Raw genomic sequence first — 25432 nt, forward strand, 5'->3', positions numbered from 1 at the left:
GGCTGAGTAATTACTCAAAACAATCCTAAACTTTTAACTTTAAACTGGGCGATTTTTCGCACCAAACCTATTTCAAACCGTCTGCAACGTAAGGCATTAGAGCCAAGTGACGAGCACGTTTTACAGCTTGAGCTACTTTTCTTTGGTATTTCAATGAAGTACCTGTGATACGGCGAGGAAGAATTTTTCCTTGCTCATTTACCAACTTCAATAAGAAGTCTGGGTTTTTGAAGTCGATGTACTTAATGCCTGATTTTTGGAAACGGCAATATTTTTTGCGTACTACGCTTTTGTCAACTGGTTCGTTTACTAAAGTCATGATTTCTTAATTTAAAAGTTCGCTAATTTGAAAACTTGAAACATCGTAACTACATTACTATACCTCAAATCAACTCATTACTCTGCTTTTGCTTCTTGTTTTTTACCTACTAAACCTTTTCTCTTACGCTCGTTATAAGTAACAGCGTGTTTGTCAAGTCCAATTGTCAAGAAACGAATAATTTTCTCATCACGCTTGTACTCGAGTTCCAATTTAGCAACCAACGATGGAGCTGCTTTAAATTCAAAAATTTGGTAATAACCAGTGTTTTTGTTTTGAATAGGGTACGCCAGCTTACGAATTCCCCATGCTTCCTCGTTAACGATTTCAGCACCGTTATCGGTCAAAACTTTTTTGAATTTTTCAACGGCGTCCTTTGTCTGCTGTTCTGACAAAACGGGAGTTAAGATGAACACCGTTTCATAATTACGTAATTCCATAAAAATGTATGTTTTATAAACTGTTTTTTAAAAGGACTGCAAAATTAAACACTTTTGTTTAATTTTCAAAACAACTATTACAAAGTTTTTGATTATCAATGAGATATAGGTAATATAAGGCCATAAATAGCTATAATTATAGCCTCATGCACCACTATAACGCAACAAAGGCACAAAGTGAGTTATGCTACAGTGAGCCAACTTAACACCTTGTGCCTTTGTTATGGAGTACCGAATACCGTTTTCTAGTATTATTTTACTTCAAAAACACCCTCTCCGATTCTAAAACCTTCTGAATATAGTTCTATTATATGCTTGCCTTCTTTGTAGGCTTGCCCTCGGCTATAGATAAATTCTACGGATTGATGTGAGTCATCGTAAACAATTTTTTGCTTGGCAGTAAAAGTTACATCACGGCCTCTATAATTAAATGTACCCGAGCCTGTGGCCATATCAGCTACTGTAGCACCTGTAGGGTCGATAATACGCAGATAGATAATCTTGGCTTCTTTGGTTGTCAGCGAATTTTCTTGCAAATAAAAAGTTATTCGGATTTTGTCTACTTTTTTGGCTTTATAAATACCTCCATCACTTTCTTTGCCTTTGCTCGAAATAGCATATACATTGATACTTTCGGCATGTAATGCTGCCGCTAGCGATACTTTATCGGAAAGTTCTTTGTTTTTGGCTTCTATTTCTTTGGCTCGCTCGGCTAATTCTCTTTGACGTAACGAATAGGTATTGGCCGAATCTGACAATGCCTTTTGTGCAAAGGTAATATCTTGTAGCAAGCTTTTAGCTTCACGGCTTAATGAATCATTTTGAGCTACCAAAATACCATTTTCCTTTTTCAAACGAATAATTTCGACATCTTTTTGCCCCAATAAGGCTACATAGTTTTTGATTTTAGCCTCGTATTTTTTCATCGAAAAACCATTATCAAGCTTTTCTAAGGCCAACTTATCTTCCTCTAATTGTTTTTTGGCCTTTACCAATTCTCGAATATCGCCTCCCAAACGCTTTATTTCTGTAATCTTGGCATTGAGCTGATTCGCAATTGAATCTAATTTGGTGTTGGCGGTTAGTAGTTCTTCGGCGTGCTCCGACTTTAGGTCTTCAATACTTTTGTTGTGTTGACGTTCTCTGAAGTACAAAAAGCCTAAAGCTACTGTCAAGATGGCCAGTATGGCGACTGCTATCTTTAGTTTTTGTTCACTCTGTCTGTTTGGATTATACTCCATTGTAAAGGTAATTTTTAAAAGTTTCTTGAGGTTGACAACGGTTCTCAGGCAACCACAAAGTTCATAATTAGAAACGGTATATTGATGCAATTCATTTTACAAAACTAAGATATTACGCAAAATAGTAAAAGAACTTCAATACTATTGCCAAAAACTAAGTAAGAATTAAAATATCTCTCCAGTATATTTGCAATAAATCGCTCAAAATCTGAAATATTATATGAATATCGCTCAAAATATAGAGAATATCAAAGCTCAATTGGCAAATACTTCGGCTCAGTTGATTGCTGTTACCAAAACCAAACCTATCAGCGATTTGGAAGAGGCTTATCAAGCAGGCTGTAAGGTTTTTGGAGAAAATAAGGTGCAAGAAATGGTATCAAAATGGGAGGTTTTGCCCAAAGATATTAGTTGGCACTTGATTGGGCACCTCCAAACCAACAAGGTCAAATACATGGCTTCATTTGTAAGTTTGATTCATTCGGTAGATTCTTTTAAACTCCTTCAAGAAATTGATAAACAGGCCCAAAAACATAATCGTGTGATTGATTGCTTGCTCCAAATTTATATTGCTCAAGAAGATACTAAATTTGGGCTTTCAGAAGAAGAAGCCATTGCAATACTCACTTCTAGCGAATTGGCTCAGCTTCACAATATCCGTGTTGTTGGCCTTATGGGTATGGCTAGCAATACTGACAACCTCGAACAAATTCGGTTAGAATTTAGGGGCTTAAAACAGCTATTCAACCGTTTTTCACAAGAATATATACTTCCTAATACTGCTTGGAAAGAAGTTTCGATGGGTATGTCTGGCGATTTTCAGATTGCTGCCGAAGAAGGTTCAACCTTGGTGCGAGTTGGCTCTGCTATTTTTGGCCATAGGTAAGTATTTCTTATGGTGGGGTTCAACCTTTCAACTGAACCCTACCATGTTTATTCCCAAGTATACCCGTATAGTTTTGTAATCTTTTTCTTCTTTATTTTTTTACAAAAAACCTTCATCGGAATATCTTTGAGCGGACGATTATTCTTGTCTCGTGGCTGGCTTGCTACTGAGTCTATTACCCAAAGATTATCCAAAACTTGTCCAAAAACAGTATAGTTTCCATCCAAATGAGGTGTCCCTCCTAGTGTTTTATAAACGTTTTGTTGCTCTGGCGTGTACACTCGCAGGGGGCTTCGCTTCATTTGTTCGGCCAAGGTTTTTTCATCCCAAACCTTGCCTTGTACTATATAAAACTGGCAACCCGACGAAGCTTTTTCTGGGTTATTATCTCTGGCGGCAGCCAATACTCCTTTTTTATGAAACAATTCAGGGGTAATTTCGGCAGGAACACGGTAGCCTACATCGCCTTCTCCCAGCAGTTTTCCAGCTTCTGCGTTCTTCGATTCGGGGTCGCCTCCCTGAATCATAAAGGTGTTGATTATTCTATGAAAAAGTAGACCGTCATAGAATTTCTTATCTACCAGTTTTAGAAAGTTTTTTTTGTGCAAAGGGGTTTGATTGTGCAAAATAGCGTGCATGTCGCCCCAAGGCGTACTAAATGTAACCAAATAATCTTTGCGTTTGGACTGAGCCACCAGATGGGTACTAAGCCCTAATAAACAAATTAGGGTAAATAGACTAACACATTTCATAGCTTAATGATGAAGTTAAGGGAATACCTAGCAGGCTAATTAATACCGTTATGAAAATTAGTAAATGTCCAGTTTTATTAGAATAATCTCCGATATAAAGGATAGAAACACTTCCTAATCGAAAGCTGCATTTAAGACATATTTTGACAACCTACTCATCTCTTCGGAAAGGGCTACGCCTGCTCATACAAATGCCTAATATAGCCTCACTATTTATAAATTAGCTTTTATTTCTTGTAAAATACGGTCGCCACCACGCTGCAAAATCTTTTCGGCCAAGGCTTCGCCTAGTGCGTCGGGGTGGGTGCTAGTAAGTACTTCTTTGATGATTTCTTTGCCGTCTAGGCTAATAATCCCACCAGTCAAAGTAACTTCGTTGGTGTCGGTATTGTATTGGGCCAAACCAAATACAGGAATACTACAGCCGCCTTGTAAACGCTTCAAGAAGGCTCTTTCGGCCAACAATTGTTTTTCGGTATGAGCATGATTCAGCAAAGTTCTGATTTGGGCTTTGAGCGAAGCATCCAGATTCACTGCACATTCTATGGCTACCGACCCTTGCCCTACTGCTGGCGTAAATGTTTGAGTAGTAATTAATTCGGCAATGTGTTCTTGATAACCCATCCGATGTACGCCCGCATAGGCTAGCAACAAAGCATCACACACGCCACTTTCGAGCTTACCCATGCGTGTTTGCAAGTTACCACGCATATCTACAGTTTGAATATGCGGGTAAAAATGCTTCAACATAGCCACACGGCGAGTTGAAGATGTACCCACTACAAAAGGTTTACCACTTTCGAGCGAAAGACTTTTATCAAAACTAATTAATACATCATTGACCTTCTCACGTTCGGTAAAAGCAATAATTTCAAAGTTTTCACCCAAATCAGACTGCAAATCTTTGGCCGAATGCTGTGCAATATGAATTTCGCCCGACAGGAGTTTTTCTTCTAGTTCTTCTGTAAAAACGCCTTTTGAACCTATTTTAGACAACGAGCGGTCCAGAATTTTGTCGCCTTTTGTTTCAATAATCACAATCTCGACAGGTAACCCACCTGCTTCTAATGTTTCTTTGACAAAATAAGCCTGCCATAAAGCTAATTTCGACCCTCTCGTTCCAAGTTTAATTGTTTGCATGCTGATTTGTAATAAGTAATTGGGACTCTTTGAAAATTTATTAAAAAACTCATAAGTTACCGAATAAGCTTTTAGCAACCTATCATCGTAAAGGTATTGTTATTAAAATCTTTTGAAAAGCTGTGCTATTTGCAAAGATAAATCTAAATGCAAAATTTTGGCACGAGCATTTCTTTCCAAATAATAATGTGTTTGGGTTAGCTCCTGAACAATATATTCTATAGCTTGAAGCTTAACTGCTTTTGAAAAATTTTGAACAAATATAAGCTCGTCGCCCTCTAAACGTACCAAACTTTCTGCTCCATTTTTCCAAAGTAACAAATCCCTAAAAATATTCAAGGCGTATTCCATCATGCCTTTTTGGTCTTCCTTCGGAAAAGCATCAAACTCTTCGGCCAGCTTGATAAGTGCTGCAATATCCATTTTGTACGACATTCGCATCCAGTTGGCAAACCAAAGGTGTTTTCCCTCCAATTCCTTGAAAGCCAAAGATAAGGCTTTGCTCATGTTGCCCTCCGAGAGATACGCAATTTGACGAGCTCTAGTTTGTTCAACTTGCTTTTTTTCTACTAAATACCGCACAACGTCTTCATCCGAAAAAAGAGGAACGCTTACCTTCTGAGTCCGAGAAAGAATGGTTGTAAGCAATTTGTTGGCATCGTTACACACCAACAAAAAGAGCGTTTTGGCTGGTGGTTCTTCAAGTATTTTTAAAAGAGCATTGGCCGAGCTTTGGTTTAGCATTTCGGGTTGCCAAATCAATAAAATTTTGTATTCAGCCTCAAAAGCCTTCAAAGATATTTTCTGGATAATCTTTCGTGCTTCTTCTGCCGAAATATTACCTTGCTTATTACCTTCTACCCCAATGTGTTCGAGCCAGTCGGGTAATTGTCCATAAGGACTTTCGGCCAAAAAGTTACGCCAAAGAGGCATATATGCCTCTGAATCGGCTTCTTTTATTTTCTTGGTAGTAGCTGTCGGGAAAATGTGGTAGAAATCAGGATGAACCAATTTTTTCATTTTAGCACACGACGCACATTTTCCACAAGCATCACTAGGTTGTTTATCTTCGCAATTGATATAAGTTGCATACGCCCAAGCCAAAGCCAAATTAGCAGAACCCACCGTACCATGAAATAGCTGAGCATGAGCCACATGATTAGACTGTACCGAATGAATAAGGGTTTGTTTGATGGCTTCTAAACCAGGTATTTCTTGAAAAAGCATAATGAGTTTTATGGATGAACCAATATAACCAACTGGTTTACAAATATTTGCTATTATATAAAGTTGTATTTTACCATTTTCAACAAACACAGTTTGGTATTGAGCGTTTTATTCGTTGCTCAGAACATTTTTAGGGAGCTGGGTTTGTTCAAAAACAGCCTTTAGGATATTCTCCTCGATTTCGTCAAAATCTCGTCCACGCCTTTCCATCACTGCTCTAGCTACTTGATTGGCCTTACGAAGATGGTACGTTTTGAAACCACTACTTCCTCCCCACGAAAACGAAGGAATATGCTTGGGCTGAAAATCTGCCCCAAATATATTACAATTTATGCCAACCACCGTTCCAGTATTGAACATTGTATTGATACCACACTTAGAGTGATCGCCCATAATGAGTCCAACAAACTGTAATCCAGCGTTTTCAAAACGATTAGTAACATAGCTCCACAGGTCTACATTAGAATAATCATTTTTCAGGTTTGAGTTATTGGTATCGGCTCCCCAATTACACCATTCGGCAATCACCGAGTTACCCATAAAGCCCTCATGCCCTTTATTGGAATTACCAAAAATCACCGAGTTGCTTACTTCGCCTCCTACCTTACAGCCAGGACCAATGGTTGTATTGGGCCGCATTTTTCCATCCAAATTGATAACAGAGCCTTCCAAAATAGCAAATGGCCCTTGGATTTTAGCTCCTTCCATAATTACCACATCTTTGCCAATATAAATGGGGCCTTTTTCAGCATTTAGCGTTGCGGCCTTGATGTTTACTCCTTCCTCTACAAAGACTTGAGACTCGTTATAAATAGCCGTAAAACGGTCGGTAATAGAACAAGAAGTACGCCCCTTGGTAAGACGCTCAAAGTCAGCCTTAATTTGGTCGCCATTCATCAAAAAAACATCGGTAATATGCTTAATCAAACGTACCGAATTGTGGTAGTAAAGGGTATTCAGATGGGCAATATCGGTGGGTAGTTCTTGTCCACGATAGCCCAATAAAGTAGTATCTTGTACCAAAGCGGTATTGGGAGGCAATTGTGCCAAAACCTCAACAAGGGCCCAATCAGGACACAAAGAACCATTAATAAATAGATTATCTTGACTATCGACAAGTGGATATTTGGCTTGCAGATAGGGTTGTGTAGCAAACGAAACCTTAGTAGCTAAGTAGTGCTCCCATTTTTCTGTGATGGTATCGATACCCACACGGATTTCACAAACAGGGCGAATAAAAGTTAAGGGAAGTAGTTGAGCCCTAAAAGTTGGGTCATCGAATAAGACGTAATTCATCGGGTATATTAGCGTTATTGTATATGCGTTTTTACGATACTTTTGCTCATTGGGTGGCAAAAAACAGGTAATATATTACTTTACTACGACAAATTTATTAATCTTCTGTTCAAAACAAAAGCCTCTTAGACGAATCTAAGAGGCTTTGAAAACTTAATGCCATACCTAAACGATACGAGTAAGTTTGCTTATTTCTTCTGACCGAAACGTTTGTAGAATTTATCAACACGTCCAGCAGTGTCAAGCAATACGTTTTTACCAGTATAGAAAGGGTGAGATACCGATGAAACCTCGATTTTGAACACTGGGTAAGTTTCGCCTTCAAATTCAGTTGTTTCAGTAGTGTTTACACAAGACTGAGTCAAAAATTTGTGGTCAGCAGACAAATCGTGGAATACCACTGGTCTGTAATTAGGATGAATGTCTTTTTTCATTGAAATATTTTGATTTTGAGACGATTCCCTGCCGTCTCGGGTTATGATTTAGCGTTTCGATTATTCGTGGGTGGGAGTTTTGCGTTATTCAAAGGCCAATTATCTGAGGATAAGGCAATAACGTTTCACAAATAAGAGCCTCGAAACGGGACGCAAATTTACATTTTTTTTAGTGCTTTCAAAAACTTTTTTTTAGGAAATTATTCATAAACAACCATTTACTAGGTTAAGATTTTTTTTAAAAAAAATTATTCTATTAATATTCCAAGTTGAGGTTTGCCTAGTGAACTGATTATCTAAAGTTTGAGTTGTACAATATGAATAAATGCTTGAGTACACTAATCAGACAGATGATTTTTTTCATTGCGTTAGGTACATAAAATTAGTAACTTTGAAAAACAAAAAGCCTTACTGAAGTCCAAACATCCCCGCTCGTATTGAGCATTAAATTGTTTATTAAGAAAACTATTTTGGTTAATAGAAAGTACCTTGATGCATCAAACTTTTGTAAAGCTAAAATAGGAGCAATCAATCTCAAGCCTGTAATAAAACATCAACAAGAAAGGTGATATTACAGAGTATCTAGGCCAGTTAATTACTGATTTATTAAAATAATATTACACTAATATTGTTATTTTCAACGATTAAAAGCTAAAACACAGTAGCTTGCTAATATGGCTACGCAAATAAAATAATATTCAAATTAAGGACTGAAGATTCATTAACAATTATATTCTGTTGGTGGCTAACCTTTAACCCCTAAAATCAATAGTTAATATGTACGTTATCAAAAGAGATGGCAGACGAGAGTCTGTAAAGTTTGACAAGATTACCGCCCGAATCGAAAAACTTTGCTACAGCCTCGACCCTTACTTTGTGCAGCCGCTAGAAGTAGCTAAAAAAGTTATTACTGGCTTATATGACGGCGTTACCACAACTGAATTAGATAATTTGGCAGCTGAGACGGCAGCTTCCATGACAACCAAACACCCAGACTATGCAGTTTTGGCGGCAAGAATTGCCATTTCTAACTTGCATAAGAATACCCAAAAGTCGTTCTCGGCAACGATGAAACGCCTTTACAATTATGTTGATCCCAAAACTGGCGAAAATGCCGCTTTGTTGTCGAAAGAAGTATATGATGTCATTAAAAAGCATGCGGGCGAATTAGATGCAGCTATTATTTATGACCGTGATTTTGGCTACGATTATTTTGGGTTCAAAACGTTAGAAAAATCATACCTCCTTAAAATGGAAGGTAAGATTGCAGAACGCCCTCAGCACATGTTGATGCGTGTGGCTGTAGGTATTCATGTCGACGACATTGAGTCGGTTCTCGAAACTTACAATTTATTATCTGAACGTTGGTTTACTCATGCTACTCCTACCCTTTTCAATGCTGGTACACCAAAACCTCAAATGTCGTCTTGCTTCTTGTTGACTATGCAAGATGATTCGATTGAGGGTATTTATGATACATTAAAACAATGCGCCAAAATCTCGCAATCGGCTGGTGGTATTGGCCTTAGTATTCATAATATCCGTGCTATGGGTTCTTATATCAAAGGAACTAACGGTACATCCAATGGTATCATTCCGATGCTTCGTGTATTTAACGATACTGCTCGCTATGTTGACCAAGGCGGTGGCAAACGCAAAGGTTCTTTTGCTATCTACCTTGAACCTTGGCATGCCGACATATTCGACTTCTTACAATTGAAGAAAAATCATGGTAAAGAAGAAGTACGTGCTAGAGATTTATTCTACGCTCTTTGGGTACCTGATTTATTTATGCAACGTGTAAAAGACAATGATACATGGTCGTTGTTCTGCCCACACGAATGCCCAGGCCTAGCCGATACTTATGGCGATGAGTTTGAAGCATTGTATACTAGTTACGAAAAATCGGGTAAGGCTCGTCGTGTTGTAAAAGCACAAGACTTGTGGTTCGAGATTCTTGAGTCTCAAACAGAAACAGGTACGCCTTATATGTTGTTTAAAGACCACGCCAACCGTAAGTCGAATCAAAAGAATTTGGGTACAATCAAGTCGTCAAACTTGTGTACTGAAATTATGGAGTACACTTCAAAAGACGAAGTAGCAGTATGTAACTTGGCCTCTTTGGCTCTTCCCAAATTCTTGAAACAAAACGAACGTGGCTTCTTTGAATTTGACCACACTCGCTTGTACGAAGTAACCAAAGTAGCCACCAAAAACCTCAACAAGATTATCGACCGCAACTACTACCCTGTAGAAGAGGCTCGTAAATCAAACCTTCGCCACCGTCCAATTGGATTGGGTGTTCAGGGCTTGGCCGACGTATTTATTTTGTTGAGAATGCCATTCGAGTCGGAGGAAGCTCGTAGATTGAATAAAGATATTTTTGAGACCATCTATTATGCTTCAATGGAGGCTTCAATGGAATTGGCCGTTAAAGAAGGCCCTTACGAAACATGGCAGGGGTCTCCTATTTCTCAAGGTATATTCCAATTTGATATGTGGGATGTAACGCCAGATTCTGGCCGTTGGGACTGGGAGTCGCTTCGTACCAAAGTAGTAGAGAATGGTGTTCGCAACTCGTTGTTGGTTGCTCCAATGCCAACAGCTTCTACTTCACAAATTTTGGGTAACAACGAATGTTTTGAGCCATACACTTCTAATATTTATGCTCGTCGGGTATTATCAGGTGAATTTGCGGTAGTAAATAAACACTTGTTGAAAGACCTTGTAAAATTAGGTTTGTGGAGCGACAGCATGAAAAACAAATTGATTTCGGCCAACGGTTCGGTACAATCTATTCCTGAAATCCCTCAAGATTTGAAAGAATTGTACAAAACAGTTTGGGAAATCAAACAAAAAGCGATTATCGAAATGGCTGCCGACCGTGGAGCGTACATCTGCCAGTCGCAATCATTGAATATCCATATTCAAGACCCGAACTTCGGTAAGTTGACTTCTATGCACTTCTACGCATGGGAAAAAGGCTTAAAAACAGGTATGTATTATTTACGTACCAAAGCCGCAGCTGATGCTATCAAATTTACTGTTGAGAAGCAAGCCGATGTAGCCATTGAACATGCAAATGTTGTACATGAACACGCCTTAAATTATGAAGCTTATGCTAACCAAGCAGCACAAGCCAAGGCATCAGCCAGCTCTTTTACAATAGCTGGACTCAACAATGTAACCGAGCAAAATTGGTCTGCAATGCAATGTTCATTAGACGACCCAGAAGGTTGTGAAGCATGCGGGTCTTAATGTATGCTTGAGGCTTTGAGCAATCGGCCATCAGCAGTTTGTTTAAACCTCAAAAAAGCCCTCAATCTTGTTCGGATTGGGGGCTTTTGGCGTTGAGATAGTTTAGTTTTTTATACCTTCGTGACTAAGATAAGTTTTTAGAAAAATATGAATAAAGAAGCCCTAAAAAAAGCAGCTAATTTTTGTGCATACCAAGAACGCACCCACCGAGAAGTAAAAGAACGACTCGATGAATGGGGTATTTGGGGAGATGAAGCCGACGAAATTGTGGTATGGCTTATCGAAAATAACTATTTGAATGAAGAACGCTTCGCCAAAGTTTTTGCTGGTAGTAAGTTTAGGGTAAAACAATGGGGCCGTCTCAAAATACGGCAGGAACTCAAAATGCGAGGTGTTTCCGATTATTGTCTACAAATGGGCATGAACGAAATTGATGATGATGATTATATCAATACCCTACAGCAATTAATTACCAAAAAACAAGCAGAAATAAAAGATACAAACCCACTTGTTGTCAAACAAAAATTATTACGATATACCCTAAGCAAAGGTTACGAACAAGATTTGGTTTGGGAGGTTTTGAACAAGTGGCCCAAAGAGTAAAAACAAAAATTACAGGCAAAGCAACTATTAGGCTAGTATCTAGTACATTCTATTACTCAGAAGCTTCCAAAATTGGAATACTAATTTTCTATAAAAACCTTTGTCAAATAAATTTTTTCAAACTACCTTTGAAGTCATGAACCAGTCAATCAACACATACCGTGCATATTACTACTACGCTTTACAAGCATAGGTCGGTTGTGTTATGACTCAATTTTTGAAAATCAAAAAACTAATGATACACAAACCGACTCTGAGAGTCGGTTTTTTTTTGTCCAACGCAATTATTTAAGCCTGATTACCTACCGAAAACATTTCGGTTTTTAAGTAAAAACAATGACCATAAAACCAGCATCCCGAATGAACTTGGTTCAAGAGTACTATTTCTCTACCAAGTTAAAGCAAATTGCCGATATGCGTGCCTCAGGTATTGATGTCCTCAATCTTGGTATTGGCAGCCCTGATTTGCCACCATCGGCCGAAACTATCGAAGCTTTGGCCGAAACAGCAACTAATCCCAAAAATCATGCCTATCAAAGCTATGTCGGAATACCTGCTTTGCGTGAAGGATTTGCCAAGTTTTATCAAACATTTTATGGGGTAGCCCTCAATCCTGTTCATGAAATTTTACCATTGATTGGCTCGAAAGAAGGTATTATGCACATTGCTATGGCATATTTGGAAGCTGGCGATGAGGTATTAGTACCTAACCCAGGCTATCCTACGTATCGTGCGGCCTCGTTGTTGACGGGTGCAACGGTTGTTGATTACGACCTTTCGGAAGAAAATGGCTGGCTTCCCGACTTAAAGGCTCTTGCTCAACAGGATTTGTCGAAAGTCAAATTAATGTGGGTCAATTATCCTCACATGCCTACTGGGGCAAAAGCTACAACTGCTTTTTTTGAAGAATTAAGAGATTTTGCATTAACTCATAATATATTGATTGTCAACGACAACCCTTACAGTTTTATTCTCAACGATAATCCACAGAGTATTTTGGCTATTGACGGAATGAAAGAGGTAGCCTTAGAATTAAACTCGCTCTCAAAATCGCATAATATGGCTGGTTGGCGAATGGGCGTACTGGTTGGCAATGCAGAATACGTTAGTCATGTTCTTCGCTTTAAATCCAATATGGATTCTGGGATGTTTTTGCCACTGCAAATGGCGGCTGTCAAAGCCCTCGAAAATCCTATATCATGGTATAAATCTCTCAATGAGATTTATAGAAAACGCCAACAAAAGGTTTTTGAAATAATGGATTTACTCAGTTGCCAATACGATAAAAACCAAACAGGGATGTTTGTTTGGGCCAAAATTTCATCGGAATATGCTAATAGTTATGACCTATCGGACGAAATCCTCCAAAAAGCTGGGGTATTTATTACACCAGGGGGTATTTTTGGCTCGGCTGGCAACAATTATATTCGTATTTCTTTGTGTGCCGAGATTGGCTTATTTGAAGAAGCAACTATAAGAATCAGAAAATCTTTGGGAATCTGTTCTTAACATTTTTAAATTATCCTCAGAAAATGACTATTTCAATCATAGGACTTGGGCTTATTGGTGGTTCAATGGCACTTAGTCTCAAAGAAAGTGGTTTTGCCGATACTGTTATTGGGGTCGATAACAAAACCGAACACGTAATAAAAGCACTTGAACTCAAGCTTGTTGACCGAGTGGCTTTGCTCAAAGATGCCATCTCTCAATCGGATATTATTATATTGGCTGTTCCTGTAGATGCTCTTCTCAAACTTTTACCCGAAGTTTTGGATGTTGTACAAGAAAATCAGGTTGTAATTGAGGTAGGTTCTACCAAAAAACCTGTTGTAGATATTATCAAGAATCATCCGAAACGAGCCAATTTTGTAGCAACTCACCCTATGGCTGGTACTGAATTTTCGGGGCCAGAAGCAGCCATCCGAAACCTCTTCGACCATAAAACTTGTGTTCTTTGCGATATTGAAGACTCAAAACCTGAATTGGTTGAAGTTATCAAAAAAATGTATGTCGATGGCCTAAAAATGCGATTAAGTTATTTAGATTCTACTTCGCACGATGTACACACGGCCTATATTTCGCATATTTCGCATATTTGTTCTTTTGCATTAGCCTCAACGGTTTTGGAAAAAGAAAAAGACGAAGAAAGTATTTTCAATTTGGCTAGTTCGGGTTTTGAGTCGACAGTACGTTTGGCAAAATCAAATCCAGATACATGGATTCCGATTTTTCGCCAAAACCAAGACAATATTATCGACGTACTCGACGAATATATTAATACCCTTCTTAAATTTAAAGGGCTGATGCTGGCTGATGGATATGATAAGTTTAAAGAATACTTAACCCAAGCCAATGACATCAAAAGAATTTTGAACAAATAGGAAAAACATAAGTCATCCCAGATTTTTGCATTAAACAAGGCGGTCGAAATTAGTTTTTCGACCGCCTTGTTTGATTAATAGTCCATAAATGACTCGTGTTTTTCTATCTCAATGGTCTGCTAGTATCTTTCATGGCGTATTTCAGAACAACCTTTCTTCCCGACACCTTTTCGATAAAAGGTTTGAGGATTTGCTCGGCTGATTTTTTGGTTTGCTCTAATATTCCCATTTCTTTAGCCGATTGTTCTACTTGTAATTCGGCTTTTTGAAAGGCATTATCTACCAGTTTGGCTTCGTCCATAAAAGCATACTGGGTATCATAAACCCTCGATTTGGCATGGTCTATTTTAAAATTACAGATTTCTGGTTCGGGCAAATGTACCACTACCGTATCGGTAAGTTCTTGCAAATCAGCTACTTTTATTTTAGTTAAATCTAAACACCCTGTTGCTTCACCCGTTACAATCAATAATACTTTGGCATCAGGCAAAAAATCTTTTCTTATCTTACTTTCAACAACGTCCCTAAAATTATACTTGACCAATTCTAGTTTTCCCATTGAAGTAATCTGTTGGAGCAATACGTTGTGGCTAATTTCTGGCTGAGCGTCGTCTGACGAAAATAGCCCTTTGATTGATTTGAGATTTTCCCAAAGCCAAACACCTCCTGCTATTAGCAGGAATAGAAGGAGCAGACGGATAATACTTTTTACCATGTTTTCATGAAGTTTATTTGACTATACAAGGAATATAAGAACATATAAGAGGAAAGAAAAGTATTTTAAATAAAAAAGCCTACAAGTGATTTGTAGGCTTTTGGGTATAATATCTTGCAAATACTAATTATCTTAGTGTGAGTAAGCAGGTTCTGACTGTTTTTCGAGGTCGAACAATTCGTTGATTACATCTACCAATTGGTCGGCTTCGCCACGTTTACAAGCTGCTTTTAATTGAAGTACAGGAAGTTTAATGATTTTTTGGACAATCCCCATCGTAATCTTCTCTAATTTCTCTGATTCTTCAGGAGACAGATTTTTCAAATGACGCGATACCTCTTCCTTGCGGATTTGTTCTAAGGCATTTTTTAACTTATTGATAGTTGGCGAAACAACCATTTCTTTGGACCAATCATCAAAACCCGCAGTAGCTTCAGTAATAATACGTTGTACATGAGGAATAGCCTCTAAGCGAGTTTGCAGAGCTTCGTCGGCACGTTGGCGAAGGGTATCTATATTGTATACCAAAACACCTGCTACATCTTCCAAATTTTCTTCGACACTTCTAGGAACAGAAAGGTCGATAAAATATTTGAAAGTTAGGATTTCCATTGACTGCACCATTTCTTTGGTAATCAATGGTTTGTCTATCATTACAGACGAAATAATAACGTCGGCTCTTTTAATTTCTTCTTTTACATCGGCAAAGTCGGCAATTCTAAAATTATGACCTTGAGCGATTTTTTCGGCTTTAGCCTTAGTACGGTTCATAATGGTGATTTCAGCAAACTCTTTATCGGCCATGTTTTTACAAACATCAATCCCGATTTCGCCTAATCCAAGAATCAATACTTTGGGAAGAGCAATATTTTGGGTAACTTCTTCAGTAAGGGCTACAGCAGCATACGAAGTTGAGGCAGCACCATCACGGAATGAGGTTTCTTGGGCAACACGTTTATTGGCAAAGAAAATCGTGTGCATAAGGCGGTGTAAAAATGGCCCCGCCATGTTCAAGTCGGCAGCAATCTGATACGACTGCTTCACTTGGTTAGGAATTTGCAAATCGCCAACAACTTTTGAATGTAACCCTGTGGCTACTTCAAAAAGATGCTGAACAGCCTGTGCTTGTGTGTTGAATTGTTGGAAATATGCAAAATATTCGTCTGTACTAAGTATGCCTTTTTCATGCAATAACAGCTTTATAATCTCTGAATTACGGTTTTCAGCAGATACATAGTAAACCTCTGTACGATTACAAGTAGATACCATGAGTATTTCTTGAATGTCAAACAAGTCTCTTATTTTCAAAGAGAAGTTTTTGATTTCATCCTCATTTAAAGCCACTTGCTCACGAACCGCTAACGGAGCAGACTTGTATGATAAACTGATTGATTTGAATTGATTTTGCATAACCCTTAACTATTCCAAGTACAAAATTACAACATGAATGGACATTAATAACTCCAATTTTAGCTAATTATTTATACCTAGAGTTAATTTAGAATCAGTATAAATAAATTTCTTATTTTAGTAGAGCAAGTCTTGGAAATATACAATTTTTCGGCACTTTTTCTTTACTAAATTTGATACTGCGAGTTACTAAAAAATGTAACTCCCTTGAATGATTTATATCAGGTTTGGACATGACAATATCCGTATCTTCAATCAAAATGAAGATGCCATTATTGGCAAACTACAACTGTTGGAGGGAAAATAACTGAGAATGTTTAAAGAGCAAGAAGCATTTATACGTATTAGAGAATCTCTATTGCTGAAAAAATTAGAATTGCGAGCAAAACACCTCATACTCCTTTTGCCACAGCCACTACTCGCAATTCTATAATGGTTAGGCTTATTGTCCTACAATATCAGCTCTCATACTTCCTAATGCTGTTAAAAGCTCAATTTTAGCTTTTGACTGCACATTGAATTTTACTAACGACGCTGTCAAATCTTCTACAAGGGCATTGAAATGAGCATCTGTAATTTTCATTCCTTTATGAGCGGTTTTCATGTCAAGCCCTGTGTATTTCTCTGTACCACCCGAAGCCTGCCCTACTTGGTTGATCAAGTTGTTTCTTAGCTTAGCCAAACGAGCGGGGTCGGCAGCAGCAGCAGCAAAAAACGAATTGATACGTGAGTCTGCAGCCACTTTGCCAAGAAAATCATCGATTACAGCCGAAATACCCGCATTGGCACCTAAACGAGCGTACAATGGTGTAGCCCCTTCTACGATATCGCCTTTCATACCAGCCAAAGCTGTCAATAATTCTGTTTTTTCGGTAGTTGGTACTTTAAATTTATCTAAAGCCAACGACAAATCTTCAACCAAAGCATTGAAATCGGCCTCAGCAACGCCCATGCCTTTATGAGCTGTTTTCATGTCTAGGCCTGTGTATTTCTCAGAACCACCTGTAGCCATGCCTACTTGATTAATCAGATTGTTTCTTAACTTGGTTAAACGAGCAGGGTCTGAAGCGGCATCAGCAAAGAAAGCATTGATACGGGCATCGCCAGCAACATTGGCTATAAACTGGTCGATTACTGCCGAAATAGCAGTGTTTCCACCCAAACGTTCATACAAAGATTTTGTAGGAGTAGTTGTATTATCATCATTTTTACAAGATGTAAACACAAGCGTTCCCGACATGAGGAGTATTCCCCATAGTTGAAATGATTTTTTCATGTTTTTGCGAAATTTGATTGGTGATTACATACGCCTTCCATGCCCACAGTGGAAAGCCTCTGTGACTAAGTTTAAGAGATTTGGGGCAAAATTATTAGGAAAATTTTAAGAAAGCATCGAGAAAGAAATGGACAATTCTCGATACAAAAACAAACAAAGTAGGATTATAAAGTAATTGGATTATTGTATATAAAGTAAGGAGTATGTTATGCTATCTAAAACACAAGGTTTTCTTAGCATCTAATACAAAATCTATGTAACTCATTGGAATCGGACATTTGGGGCCTTCCATCTGGCTAAACTCTAGCTTGGTTACTTGCAAATCGTGCGATTCAATCAAGTTTTTAAGGCTAGCTTCCGATACCTCGTCGGCATGGTAGGTAATACTAATCGCCTTATTTTTTCTGTTTACAGTAGAAGCCGTTACCCCTTGCGAAGCTGTGATTTTTGAGGCAATAGCCACACTATCTTGTTGGGATATATCATGATTCAAATTAAAAACAACTAATTCAATTGGTTTAAGGTTGAGTCTATCTGCCAAGGATGGTTCTTCCCAGTTAGCATATACGACAAAAGCAAGAAGCAAGCTGGCCAATGTAATACCCGTAACTTTTAAGATTTTGTTTACCGTTTTCATAAGACATTGTAAGGATTTAATTAAGCTGATGTTTTCAAAAATAGACTAACTACTCAGAATGACTACATTTGTTTTACTACTAATCAAAGTATACATAAATTACATTATGTTTTCTAGTACGCTCATATCTACGCAGGCTTGGTTGGTTTGGATTGGATAGATTTTAAAATTTTTATTTTTTTTCAAAAATACCCTTCTTATCACTATTCTTACTCAAACGATTCTAGCATGATTCTCTAACAATAAGAAACGTCTACAACGAGCTTTATCAACCCAAAATAAACATCATCCAATAGCGATGTCCTTATTGAGGGAAGCTTTTTTAGCCAAAAACAAAGTCAATATTAGAATCATTTTGTACCTATAAAAATACCTTTTTACCTTGCGTTAAAATATAACCATTACTTATCATTAGTATTTCCGTAAAACCTCCTCAAAATCGTGTCTAAAAAAACAATTCTTATTACTGGCTCGAATGGCTTATTAGGTCAAAAATTGGTTTATCTATTGCATAAAAACCCAACGATTCAATTGGTGGCTACTGCCCGTGGACCAAACAGGCTACCTTTTACAGAAGGGTATTCGTATTATGAAATGGATATTACGCAGCCTCAGCAAATTACACAGGTGCTAGACGAAGTACGTCCCGATGCTATTATTCATACGGCCGCTATGACCAACGTTGACCAATGCGAAGGTGATAAGGAGGGATGCTGGGAGCTGAATGTAAAAGCAGTGGAGTTGTTGGTAGAAAACTGCGAGCGATTGGGAATTTATTTGTGCCATGTATCAACCGACTTTGTATTTGACGGACAAGATGGCCCTTATTCGGAAGAAGACACCCCCAATCCTATTTCGTATTATGGTCTAAGCAAATACAAAGCCGAGCAAATTGTACAACAAGCTCCTATCCGCTGGAGTATTGTACGAACTGTGCTGGTTTATGGCATTGTATCGGACATGAGCCGAAGCAATATTATTCTGTGGGTTAAAAATTCGCTAGAACAACAAAAGGCCATTCAGGTAGTAAACGACCAGTTTAGAACCCCCACCTTGGCCGAGGATTTGGCTATAGGTTGCTGGTTAATTACCGAAAAAGAAGCAGAAGGTATTTTTCATATTTCGGGAAAAGACTTTTTGACACCCTACGAAATGGCTATCAAAACCGCCGATTTCTTTTCGCTAGACAAAAACCTTATTACTGAAGTTAATGCTAGTATATTTACACAACCAGCCAAACGCCCTCCTAAAACAGGCTTTATTTTGGACAAAGCCATCAATACATTAGGCTATAATCCTGTAAGTTTTGAGGAAGGAATTGCCATTTTAGCCAAACAAGTTCAGGCATTGTCTTAGGCATAAATTTAGTGAATAAGTGATTATTCTTTATGTCTACCTTGCAGCAATAAAGACGTAATATTTTGTATCTAAAAATAATATCAAAAAAGCGGTCGAAAATTGTTTTTCGACCGCTTTTTTGATATATAATTGGAGACTAATTCTATCATTCAGAATACCTCCTGTTATATAACTATCCCAAGAGTTTATCTCATAATCAAAACCGTTTTGGCTTTATCAAATCCATCCATCTGTACTTTAATAATAAACGATGACGATGGATAGTCGTTGAGATTAATTTGTTTTCGGGTATCAAATTTTTCAATCTTATATTCTTTCAAAAGTCGCCCCATAAAATCATACACCAATAAGTCTGCTCCGATTAAATCATCAATTACCTCGACCGTAACAATACCTGTACTTGAGGGGTTTGGATAAATACTTAAACCTTCAAAAGTTGGGTCGGTCTGGAATACTTTTACGGCCGAAAGTTTTGAATAACAGACCAATTTATTATCTGGCAAATCTACCGATGTATAAGTAAAGCTTGAACGAACAGAATAATTAGCATCGAGTTTTACTTTAACTACTTTAGTAAATAACGACATCACTTTATTGTTTAATCGCCATTCGTAGCCATTGGCGTCGCCTGTACCCGATGCCTCGAGCGTATATGTACCTACTTGCGAAATAACAGGCATTGCTGGCGTATTTCTTACATCGATAAAACGGGCTGTCGACGGGCTAGAAAAACAACCATTACCATCTTGTACCCTTACGGTATAATTTCCTACTTTTTTGGCATACCATATATTATTATCGCCTCGTCCTAATGAATCTGTATTAACCCACCAATAAGCTCTTAGGTTACCCGTGGTACTCAACATGACGCTATCGCCATCGCAAAAAATGGTATTTCCCCCTGCTAGAATAGAAACCGTATTGGGCAAAGCATACGTTTTGGCTTCTATTGGTGTTGAAGGTTTTGACAAACAGTTGAATCTATTGATCGTCTGAACGGTATAAGTTCCTGGCAAATTCACAGCAATACTTCTGGTATTGGCCCCTGTACTCCATTTATATCCAACTTCGGCCGATGAGTTAAGTGTCAAAGATTTATCAGCACAAAATGGATTTGAACCCACCAAAGTTATAAATGGCGTAGCTGGTAGCTCGTTAACAGTAACTTTTACGGTATCTGAAAATGCCACCGACTTACAGCCATTGGCATCTGTTACTTCAACGGCATAGTTGCCTTGTACTTTTGCTTTGATTTCTCTTGTAAATACCGATAACACACCACCATTCAAGGTCCAGCGGTAGCTTACTCGTCCTGTTGGCAGGGTATTAGGCAAGCTCGAACGCAAAATAGAGCTATCTCCTTCACAAATTACTTTGCTGGTCAGTGCCGTAATAACAGGTTTTTGAGGCAAAGGATTGATCGTTACAGTTTGTATAGAAGAATAAGCTGAATTACAGGTTTTGTTATCTTCCACCTTTACACTAAAACTTCCCGACTTTCTTACCACAATGGTATCTTTCTGAGAATATTCTGCTTGGGTAGCTTCGTCTCTCCAGCTAAATTTCACGACGTTGGTATTGGCATATAAAGCCACTAATGTTACAGTACCACCATCACAAATATTAGTAGGGGTCAACGCATAAATAGCAGGTGCTTGAGGTGCTTCTAATACTGTAATAATAGTCGAGGCTGAAGGTTTTGAAACACAGCCTTTGGCAGATTTGGTCTGAACCGAATAGCTTCCCGACTTGTTTACGGTAATAGCTCTTGCTTCGCCAAAAGATGACCCTAATGTTTCTACTTCGCTCCAGATATAAATCGTTTCAGAAATAGACGAAGATAATACTACACTTTTGTCGGGACAAAAAGTAAGAGGGCCATTAGCCGTAATAGTTGGTTGAGCTGGTAATGGGTTTACGATTACCTGTACTTCGTCGGAAGGAGAAGTAGATTTACAGCCTTTATCACTAATGGCTGTTACCTTAAACTTACCCGAAGCCGTAATATTGATTGACTGGCTACTAGCACCCGACGACCAAGCGTAAGCAAATGCAGGAGACGAAGTTAGAGTAACACTGCCGCCATCGCAAAACTCCAATGCTGTATTGTTGGTAATGGTAGGTTTGGCTGGTCGGCTATTAATCGTTACCACCAAAGGCGACGATGCAAATGATTTACAACCCAAATTATCGGTATAAACCAAGGTATAATTACCTGCGGTTTTGATAACCTGTGTACGAGTAGTTTTTAAGTTGTTCCATAAATATGTGCCTGTGGTAGCATTATTATTGGTACTACTAAATAGTACGCTATCGCCACTACAAACACCAATATTAGTACCATCGTTGAGAATAGGGTTTTCTGGATAAGTAACCACATTGACGATTGGCGTAGCGGGGCGTGGATTCATCGTAGTAGCTGTAACATTCGACCTTGGCGAATAACAGCCATTAGCATCCAATGCTCTTACTGTTACCGTTGCCGAACGAGCTATGATGATTTTGTTATTACCAGTCGTAGTTGTATCGGCACTTCCCGAACGGCTCCATACATTGCGAAATCCCGAATAAGAAGACGTAAGCCCCACACTAAAACCTTCACAAAAGGTCAAAGCACCATCGGCTGTAATAGTTGGTTTGGCTGGCAAAGTATTTACCACTACCACTGTAGAAGCCGACACAGGCGAGATACAACCCGCCGAACTTGTAAAAGTAAGGTTATAAGTACCCGCAGTTTTTACAATAATACTTCTAGTGGTTCTGCCATTGTTCCATAAATACGACCCCGAACCCTTGTCGTTTGAATTGAGGGTGATACTATCGCCCGAGCAAATGCTAATATTAGCACCTTCGGCTATTATTGGGGCTGTTGGAACTGGATTGGACGTAATAGAAATAGCATTAGAAACTGGCGAAATACAGCCATTGGCATCACGAGCCACTACGGTAATAGTATTAGAAACCCGAACAATGATTTTGTTTGAGCCTGAAGTAGTAGTATCGCCCCCAACTGACCTCGACCAAATATTGCTTCCTCCTGTATAAGACGACGATAAACCTACACTTCCTCCAGCACAAAACGTTGTGGCGGCATCGGCTGTAATAGTAGGTCTGGCTGGAGCAGAAGGATATAGAGTTAGCGAAATAGCATTGGAAACCACCGAACACCCCGAGGTAGCATTAGTGGTTCTAACACTAAAAGAATAAGAGCCTCCAGTAGAAATAGAATTTCCAGCTACCTCTAGCGACTGCCCCGTACCTACAGTAGTAGCTCCGTTGCGTAACCAAGTATAATTAGCCCCTGACGAAGCATTGAGGGTAACACTGCTACTTCCACAAAAAATACCAGAGGTCGACGACGAAGGCGTAACCGTCAAGGCACTTGGTACAATACCAGAAACGGTATAAGCCGCCACCGAAACCCAAGCACCCAAAGCCGTTTCTTTATAACGTGCCGAATAAGTACCCGGTGCTACCGTAACGGTACTGTCGGCTCCTATAATACTGGCCGTTTGGGTATTAGTCCATTCATACGCAGCTTTGCCTTTGGGAAGCCTCAATTTTACCGTACCGCTTCCAGTACAAGTATAAGAACCCGCAACAGGTGTGATTGCCACTTGTCCGTGGGTAAAAAAAGACAGTAAACAACTAAAAATAAATACGTAGTAAAACTTGATGCTCATGTTCATATATTCTATTATTTTGCTCTTATCAATTTTTCATTTAAGCGATAAAATCGTTGTTTTATCTTTTAGAAAAACACTTTAAAATCCATCTTAATAAAAAGCAATTAGTAACAAGCAAGAATCTCAATAATAAGATACAGAAAGCCATAATCTAGGCATAAAACCCAACATTATGACCCTACCACACCTTCAATGAAAAAACCTTACTTATAGTATATTAGAGCTATTATTATTGAAAAAGTCACCCTATTCGCCTCATAATAGCTCGGTAGTACTTTATAATAGATAATGTATCGACATCCAAATACAAGCTCAACGATGACTAATACATTATTTGAAATTAATCAAAATTTAGTCAGCTATTTCGGGGGTACTCTCTTCTTCTGCTGCTGGCAATGGAGGCTGAGCAGCCTGAAGAGTTTTCCAAAGTAAATCTTTTAATTCAACTAAGCCCTGTTGCATCACCGACGAGATTTGTACATAAGGGATACCCGCAGGTAGTTGGCTTACAATACGTTGTGCATCTTCGTCCGACTCTACTAAGTCCATTTTTGAAATTGCTATAATTCTTTCCTTATCCAACAAGGCTGGGTTATACATTTTCAGCTCATTGAGAAGGATATTATATTCCTCTTCTATATTTTCGGCATCGGAAGGAATCAAGAAAAGTAAGATAGAGTTTCTTTCGATATGACGTAAGAAACGAGTACCAAGACCTTTTCCTTCGGCTGCCCCTTCGATAATCCCCGGAATATCGGCCATAATAAATGACTTAAAATCACGATAAGCTACTACACCCAAATTAGGAACAAGTGTTGTAAAGGGATAATCGGCGATTTCGGGTTTGGCTGCCGACAAGACAGATAATAAAGTAGATTTTCCTGCATTGGGGAAACCCACTAAACCTACGTCTGCCAAAACCTTTAATTCTAAAATAATCCACATATCTTCACCAGCTTCGCCAGGTTGAGAATGGTGTGGAGCTTGATTAGTGGAAGTTTTGAAGTGAACATTACCCAAACCTCCACGGCCACCATGAAACAAAATTACTTCTTGGCCATCTTGTGTAACTTCGGCAAGTACCTCGCCAGTTTCAGGATTTTTGGCAATTGTACCTAACGGCACTTCTATAATCATATCTTCGCCCTGAGCACCCGAACGACGGCCGCCCTCTCCACCTTTGCCGTCTTTGGCAAAAATGTGCTTCTGATATTTCAAGTGTAAAAGTGTCCAGTGTTGAGCATTGGCTCTGAGGATAATATGTCCTCCACGACCACCATCACCACCATCTGGGCCACCTTTGGGGACGTGTTTCTCACGACGAAAATGTGTTGAACCTGCTCCGCCATGTCCCGAACGAACGTTGATTTTTACGTAGTCAATGAAGTTTGATGTCATAATTGTAAATAGCTATGGACAGATTTTGTCCGAAATTATAAAAGTTGGCTTTAGGCGGTTTTCTATTAATAAACTACCTAAAGCCCTCAACAGAACTACCTGTTGCTATCAGTTTATTTTACTGCATCGATGGCAGTACATATATTTGTAAAGATTTCTTCAATCGCACCAATTCCGTTTACTTTTGCTACTTTACCTTGGCCTTCGTAATAGGGTAATACATGAATCGTTTTTGAAAAATACTCATCTATTCTTTTCAATAACTTATCTGCATCGTCGTCGGCACGACCACTAATTTTTTGACGTTCTGCAATACGATTTTTGATTTCGTCCTCATTTACGTCTAATTGAACTACACCACTGATACTTTCTCCATTTTTTTCCAAGAAAGCATCCAAGGCTTCTGCTTGTGGAACCGTACGAGGAAAACCATCAAAAATAAATCCATTGGCTTGTGGATTATTTTTCACTTCTTCTTCCAGCATTTCGATTGTTATCGAATCTGGTACTAATAAGCCGTCTGCAAGTATTTGCTTTACACGCTTACCTAGCTCGGTATCATTGGCAATGTGTCCACGGAACATATCACCCGTAGAAATGTGTACTAAATTGTATTTGTCAATCAATTTGGCAGACTGTGTTCCTTTACCTGCACCTGGAGGTCCAAACAAGACGAGATTTAACATTGGTTTTACCGTTATTTTGTGAGTTGAATATTATGTTTTGTTATAAGAGTTGCAAATTTACAAGAACCACATTGAATTATCAGCTTATCTACTAATAAATTAGCAAAAGGACTTATTTTACAATTCTAAGAATTAACCAATATTCGGTCTTGGTTTTAGTGGTTTATAGTACCAAAACACCTCAAAAAAGGGGTAAACCTTTTATTCTATCGACAAAAAGAAAGCGGAAAACCCTTTTGTCGTGGGTTTTCCGCCAAGGATACTGAACAATTTCAGAGGTCAGATTGT

21 protein-coding genes are annotated in these 25432 nt (G+C 38.6%); 6 read left to right on the forward strand and 15 right to left on the reverse strand.

Going from position 1 to position 25432, the window contains the following annotated elements; all coding sequences use genetic code 11:
• Positions 1–67 precede the first annotated feature (67 nt).
• The 3 genes from rpsR to FLEMA_RS0122540 form a co-directional block, all read right to left on the reverse strand.
• The gene (rpsR, locus tag FLEMA_RS0122520) at positions 68–319 is read right to left on the reverse strand and encodes a 30S ribosomal protein S18 (RefSeq protein WP_026997792.1); all 252 of its coding nucleotides are present in this window, start codon (positions 317–319) and stop codon (positions 68–70) included.
• Between the two features lie 77 nt (positions 320–396).
• The gene (gene rpsF, locus FLEMA_RS0122530) at positions 397–759 is read right to left on the reverse strand and encodes a 30S ribosomal protein S6 (RefSeq protein ID WP_026996023.1); all 363 of its coding nucleotides are present in this window, start codon (positions 757–759) and stop codon (positions 397–399) included.
• A 251-nt stretch (positions 760–1010) separates the two neighbouring features.
• The gene (locus tag FLEMA_RS0122540; protein ID WP_026996024.1) at positions 1011–2000 is read right to left on the reverse strand and encodes a DUF8428 domain-containing protein; all 990 of its coding nucleotides are present in this window, start codon (positions 1998–2000) and stop codon (positions 1011–1013) included.
• Positions 2001–2220: 220 nt separating this feature from the next.
• On the opposite strand from FLEMA_RS0122540, the gene FLEMA_RS69640 reads away from it, so the two are divergent.
• Positions 2221–2886, forward strand: a complete 666-nt coding sequence (locus FLEMA_RS69640) for a YggS family pyridoxal phosphate-dependent enzyme (protein ID WP_044171875.1) — start codon at positions 2221–2223, stop codon at positions 2884–2886.
• Positions 2887–2933: 47 nt separating this feature from the next.
• Here FLEMA_RS69640 and FLEMA_RS0122570 read toward each other — a convergent pair whose 3' ends face one another.
• The 5 genes from FLEMA_RS0122570 to FLEMA_RS0122595 all read right to left on the reverse strand — a co-directional run bounded on the left by FLEMA_RS0122570 (position 2934) and on the right by FLEMA_RS0122595 (position 7735).
• Positions 2934–3638 carry a peptidylprolyl isomerase gene (locus FLEMA_RS0122570; RefSeq protein ID WP_026996026.1) on the reverse strand — a complete coding sequence of 235 codons (705 nt, stop codon included), beginning with the start codon at positions 3636–3638 and terminating at the stop codon, positions 2934–2936.
• 213 nt (positions 3639–3851) lie between these two features.
• Positions 3852–4778: a hydroxymethylbilane synthase gene (gene hemC / locus FLEMA_RS0122575; protein WP_044171876.1), complete on the reverse strand. Its 927-nt coding sequence runs from the start codon at positions 4776–4778 to the stop codon at positions 3852–3854.
• A 102-nt stretch (positions 4779–4880) separates the two neighbouring features.
• Entirely contained in the window at positions 4881–6005 is a 1125-nt protein-coding gene (locus tag FLEMA_RS0122580) for a DNA polymerase III subunit (protein ID WP_026996028.1), read from the reverse strand.
• Between the two features lie 108 nt (positions 6006–6113).
• Positions 6114–7301: a GlmU family protein gene (locus FLEMA_RS0122585; protein WP_026996029.1), complete on the reverse strand. Its 1188-nt coding sequence runs from the start codon at positions 7299–7301 to the stop codon at positions 6114–6116.
• 188 nt (positions 7302–7489) lie between these two features.
• A complete protein-coding gene (locus tag FLEMA_RS0122595) occupies positions 7490–7735 on the reverse strand; it encodes a type B 50S ribosomal protein L31 (protein ID WP_026996030.1) in 246 nt (81 codons plus the stop codon).
• 777 nt (positions 7736–8512) lie between these two features.
• Between FLEMA_RS0122595 and FLEMA_RS0122615 the strand changes: the two genes are divergently transcribed.
• The 4 genes from FLEMA_RS0122615 to FLEMA_RS69655 all read left to right on the forward strand — a co-directional run bounded on the left by FLEMA_RS0122615 (position 8513) and on the right by FLEMA_RS69655 (position 13977).
• On the forward strand, positions 8513–10993 hold the full coding sequence (locus FLEMA_RS0122615; protein WP_026996031.1) for a ribonucleoside-diphosphate reductase subunit alpha: 2481 nt from the start codon (positions 8513–8515) through the stop codon (positions 10991–10993).
• A gap of 147 nt (positions 10994–11140) precedes the next feature.
• A complete protein-coding gene (locus FLEMA_RS69645; RefSeq protein ID WP_044171877.1) occupies positions 11141–11596 on the forward strand; it encodes a regulatory protein RecX in 456 nt (151 codons plus the stop codon).
• Between the two features lie 336 nt (positions 11597–11932).
• A complete protein-coding gene (locus FLEMA_RS69650) occupies positions 11933–13105 on the forward strand; it encodes a pyridoxal phosphate-dependent aminotransferase (RefSeq protein ID WP_044171878.1) in 1173 nt (390 codons plus the stop codon).
• A gap of 23 nt (positions 13106–13128) precedes the next feature.
• Positions 13129–13977, forward strand: a complete 849-nt coding sequence (locus tag FLEMA_RS69655; RefSeq protein ID WP_044171879.1) for a prephenate dehydrogenase — start codon at positions 13129–13131, stop codon at positions 13975–13977.
• Between the two features lie 103 nt (positions 13978–14080).
• Here FLEMA_RS69655 and FLEMA_RS0122700 read toward each other — a convergent pair whose 3' ends face one another.
• The 4 genes from FLEMA_RS0122700 to FLEMA_RS69670 all read right to left on the reverse strand — a co-directional run bounded on the left by FLEMA_RS0122700 (position 14081) and on the right by FLEMA_RS69670 (position 18015).
• Positions 14081–14692 carry a DUF4230 domain-containing protein gene (locus FLEMA_RS0122700; RefSeq protein WP_044171880.1) on the reverse strand — a complete coding sequence of 204 codons (612 nt, stop codon included), beginning with the start codon at positions 14690–14692 and terminating at the stop codon, positions 14081–14083.
• A 132-nt stretch (positions 14693–14824) separates the two neighbouring features.
• Entirely contained in the window at positions 14825–16102 is a 1278-nt protein-coding gene (gene hemA / locus FLEMA_RS0122715; RefSeq protein ID WP_026996036.1) for a glutamyl-tRNA reductase, read from the reverse strand.
• 442 nt (positions 16103–16544) lie between these two features.
• Positions 16545–17378, reverse strand: coding sequence for a group I truncated hemoglobin (locus FLEMA_RS76585; protein WP_081681323.1), 834 nt, complete (start codon positions 17376–17378; stop codon positions 16545–16547).
• 211 nt (positions 17379–17589) lie between these two features.
• Complete coding sequence (locus FLEMA_RS69670) at positions 17590–18015, reverse strand: hypothetical protein (protein ID WP_044171881.1); 426 nt, start codon at positions 18013–18015, stop codon at positions 17590–17592.
• A 441-nt stretch (positions 18016–18456) separates the two neighbouring features.
• Between FLEMA_RS69670 and FLEMA_RS69675 the strand changes: the two genes are divergently transcribed.
• Positions 18457–19371 carry an SDR family oxidoreductase gene (locus FLEMA_RS69675; RefSeq protein WP_044171882.1) on the forward strand — a complete coding sequence of 305 codons (915 nt, stop codon included), beginning with the start codon at positions 18457–18459 and terminating at the stop codon, positions 19369–19371.
• Between the two features lie 188 nt (positions 19372–19559).
• On the opposite strand, the gene FLEMA_RS0122780 is transcribed toward FLEMA_RS69675, so the two are convergent.
• The 3 genes from FLEMA_RS0122780 to FLEMA_RS0122795 all read right to left on the reverse strand — a co-directional run bounded on the left by FLEMA_RS0122780 (position 19560) and on the right by FLEMA_RS0122795 (position 25144).
• Positions 19560–23057 (reverse strand): T9SS type A sorting domain-containing protein, encoded by a 3498-nt coding sequence (locus tag FLEMA_RS0122780; protein WP_044171883.1) that lies wholly within the window; start codon positions 23055–23057, stop codon positions 19560–19562.
• 354 nt (positions 23058–23411) lie between these two features.
• Complete coding sequence (obgE, locus tag FLEMA_RS0122790; protein ID WP_026996039.1) at positions 23412–24461, reverse strand: GTPase ObgE; 1050 nt, start codon at positions 24459–24461, stop codon at positions 23412–23414.
• Between the two features lie 110 nt (positions 24462–24571).
• On the reverse strand, positions 24572–25144 hold the full coding sequence (locus FLEMA_RS0122795; RefSeq protein WP_026996040.1) for an adenylate kinase: 573 nt from the start codon (positions 25142–25144) through the stop codon (positions 24572–24574).
• Positions 25145–25432: the final 288 nt, after the last annotated feature.

The sequence above is a fragment of the Flectobacillus major DSM 103 genome (genome assembly GCF_000427405.1).
Classification (GTDB): domain Bacteria; phylum Bacteroidota; class Bacteroidia; order Cytophagales; family Spirosomataceae; genus Flectobacillus; species Flectobacillus major.

Bases quoted from the DNA above. Each gene is read 5' to 3' on its own strand.
- hemC (WP_044171876.1), bottom strand. From the start codon at position 4,778: ATGCAAACAATTAAACTTGGAACGAGAGGGTCGAAATTAGCTTTATGG.
- FLEMA_RS69645 (WP_044171877.1), top strand. From the start codon at position 11,141: ATGAATAAAGAAGCCCTAAAAAAAGCAGCTAATTTTTGTGCATACCAA.
- FLEMA_RS69655 (WP_044171879.1), top strand. From the start codon at position 13,129: ATGACTATTTCAATCATAGGACTTGGGCTTATTGGTGGTTCAATGGCA.
- FLEMA_RS69670 (WP_044171881.1), bottom strand. From the start codon at position 18,015: ATGAAAACGGTAAACAAAATCTTAAAAGTTACGGGTATTACATTGGCC.
- rpsF (WP_026996023.1), bottom strand. From the start codon at position 759: ATGGAATTACGTAATTATGAAACGGTGTTCATCTTAACTCCCGTTTTG.
- FLEMA_RS69640 (WP_044171875.1), top strand. From the start codon at position 2,221: ATGAATATCGCTCAAAATATAGAGAATATCAAAGCTCAATTGGCAAAT.
- FLEMA_RS0122580 (WP_026996028.1), bottom strand. From the start codon at position 6,005: ATGCTTTTTCAAGAAATACCTGGTTTAGAAGCCATCAAACAAACCCTT.
- FLEMA_RS0122585 (WP_026996029.1), bottom strand. From the start codon at position 7,301: ATGAATTACGTCTTATTCGATGACCCAACTTTTAGGGCTCAACTACTT.
- FLEMA_RS0122780 (WP_044171883.1), bottom strand. From the start codon at position 23,057: ATGAGCATCAAGTTTTACTACGTATTTATTTTTAGTTGTTTACTGTCT.
- FLEMA_RS76585 (WP_081681323.1), bottom strand. From the start codon at position 17,378: ATGAAAAAATCATTTCAACTATGGGGAATACTCCTCATGTCGGGAACG.
- FLEMA_RS0122595 (WP_026996030.1), bottom strand. From the start codon at position 7,735: ATGAAAAAAGACATTCATCCTAATTACAGACCAGTGGTATTCCACGAT.
- FLEMA_RS0122795 (WP_026996040.1), bottom strand. From the start codon at position 25,144: ATGTTAAATCTCGTCTTGTTTGGACCTCCAGGTGCAGGTAAAGGAACA.
- hemA (WP_026996036.1), bottom strand. From the start codon at position 16,102: ATGCAAAATCAATTCAAATCAATCAGTTTATCATACAAGTCTGCTCCG.
- FLEMA_RS69650 (WP_044171878.1), top strand. From the start codon at position 11,933: ATGACCATAAAACCAGCATCCCGAATGAACTTGGTTCAAGAGTACTAT.
- FLEMA_RS0122540 (WP_026996024.1), bottom strand. From the start codon at position 2,000: ATGGAGTATAATCCAAACAGACAGAGTGAACAAAAACTAAAGATAGCA.
- FLEMA_RS0122570 (WP_026996026.1), bottom strand. From the start codon at position 3,638: ATGAAATGTGTTAGTCTATTTACCCTAATTTGTTTATTAGGGCTTAGT.
- FLEMA_RS0122615 (WP_026996031.1), top strand. From the start codon at position 8,513: ATGTACGTTATCAAAAGAGATGGCAGACGAGAGTCTGTAAAGTTTGAC.
- FLEMA_RS0122700 (WP_044171880.1), bottom strand. From the start codon at position 14,692: ATGGTAAAAAGTATTATCCGTCTGCTCCTTCTATTCCTGCTAATAGCA.
- rpsR (WP_026997792.1), bottom strand. From the start codon at position 319: ATGACTTTAGTAAACGAACCAGTTGACAAAAGCGTAGTACGCAAAAAA.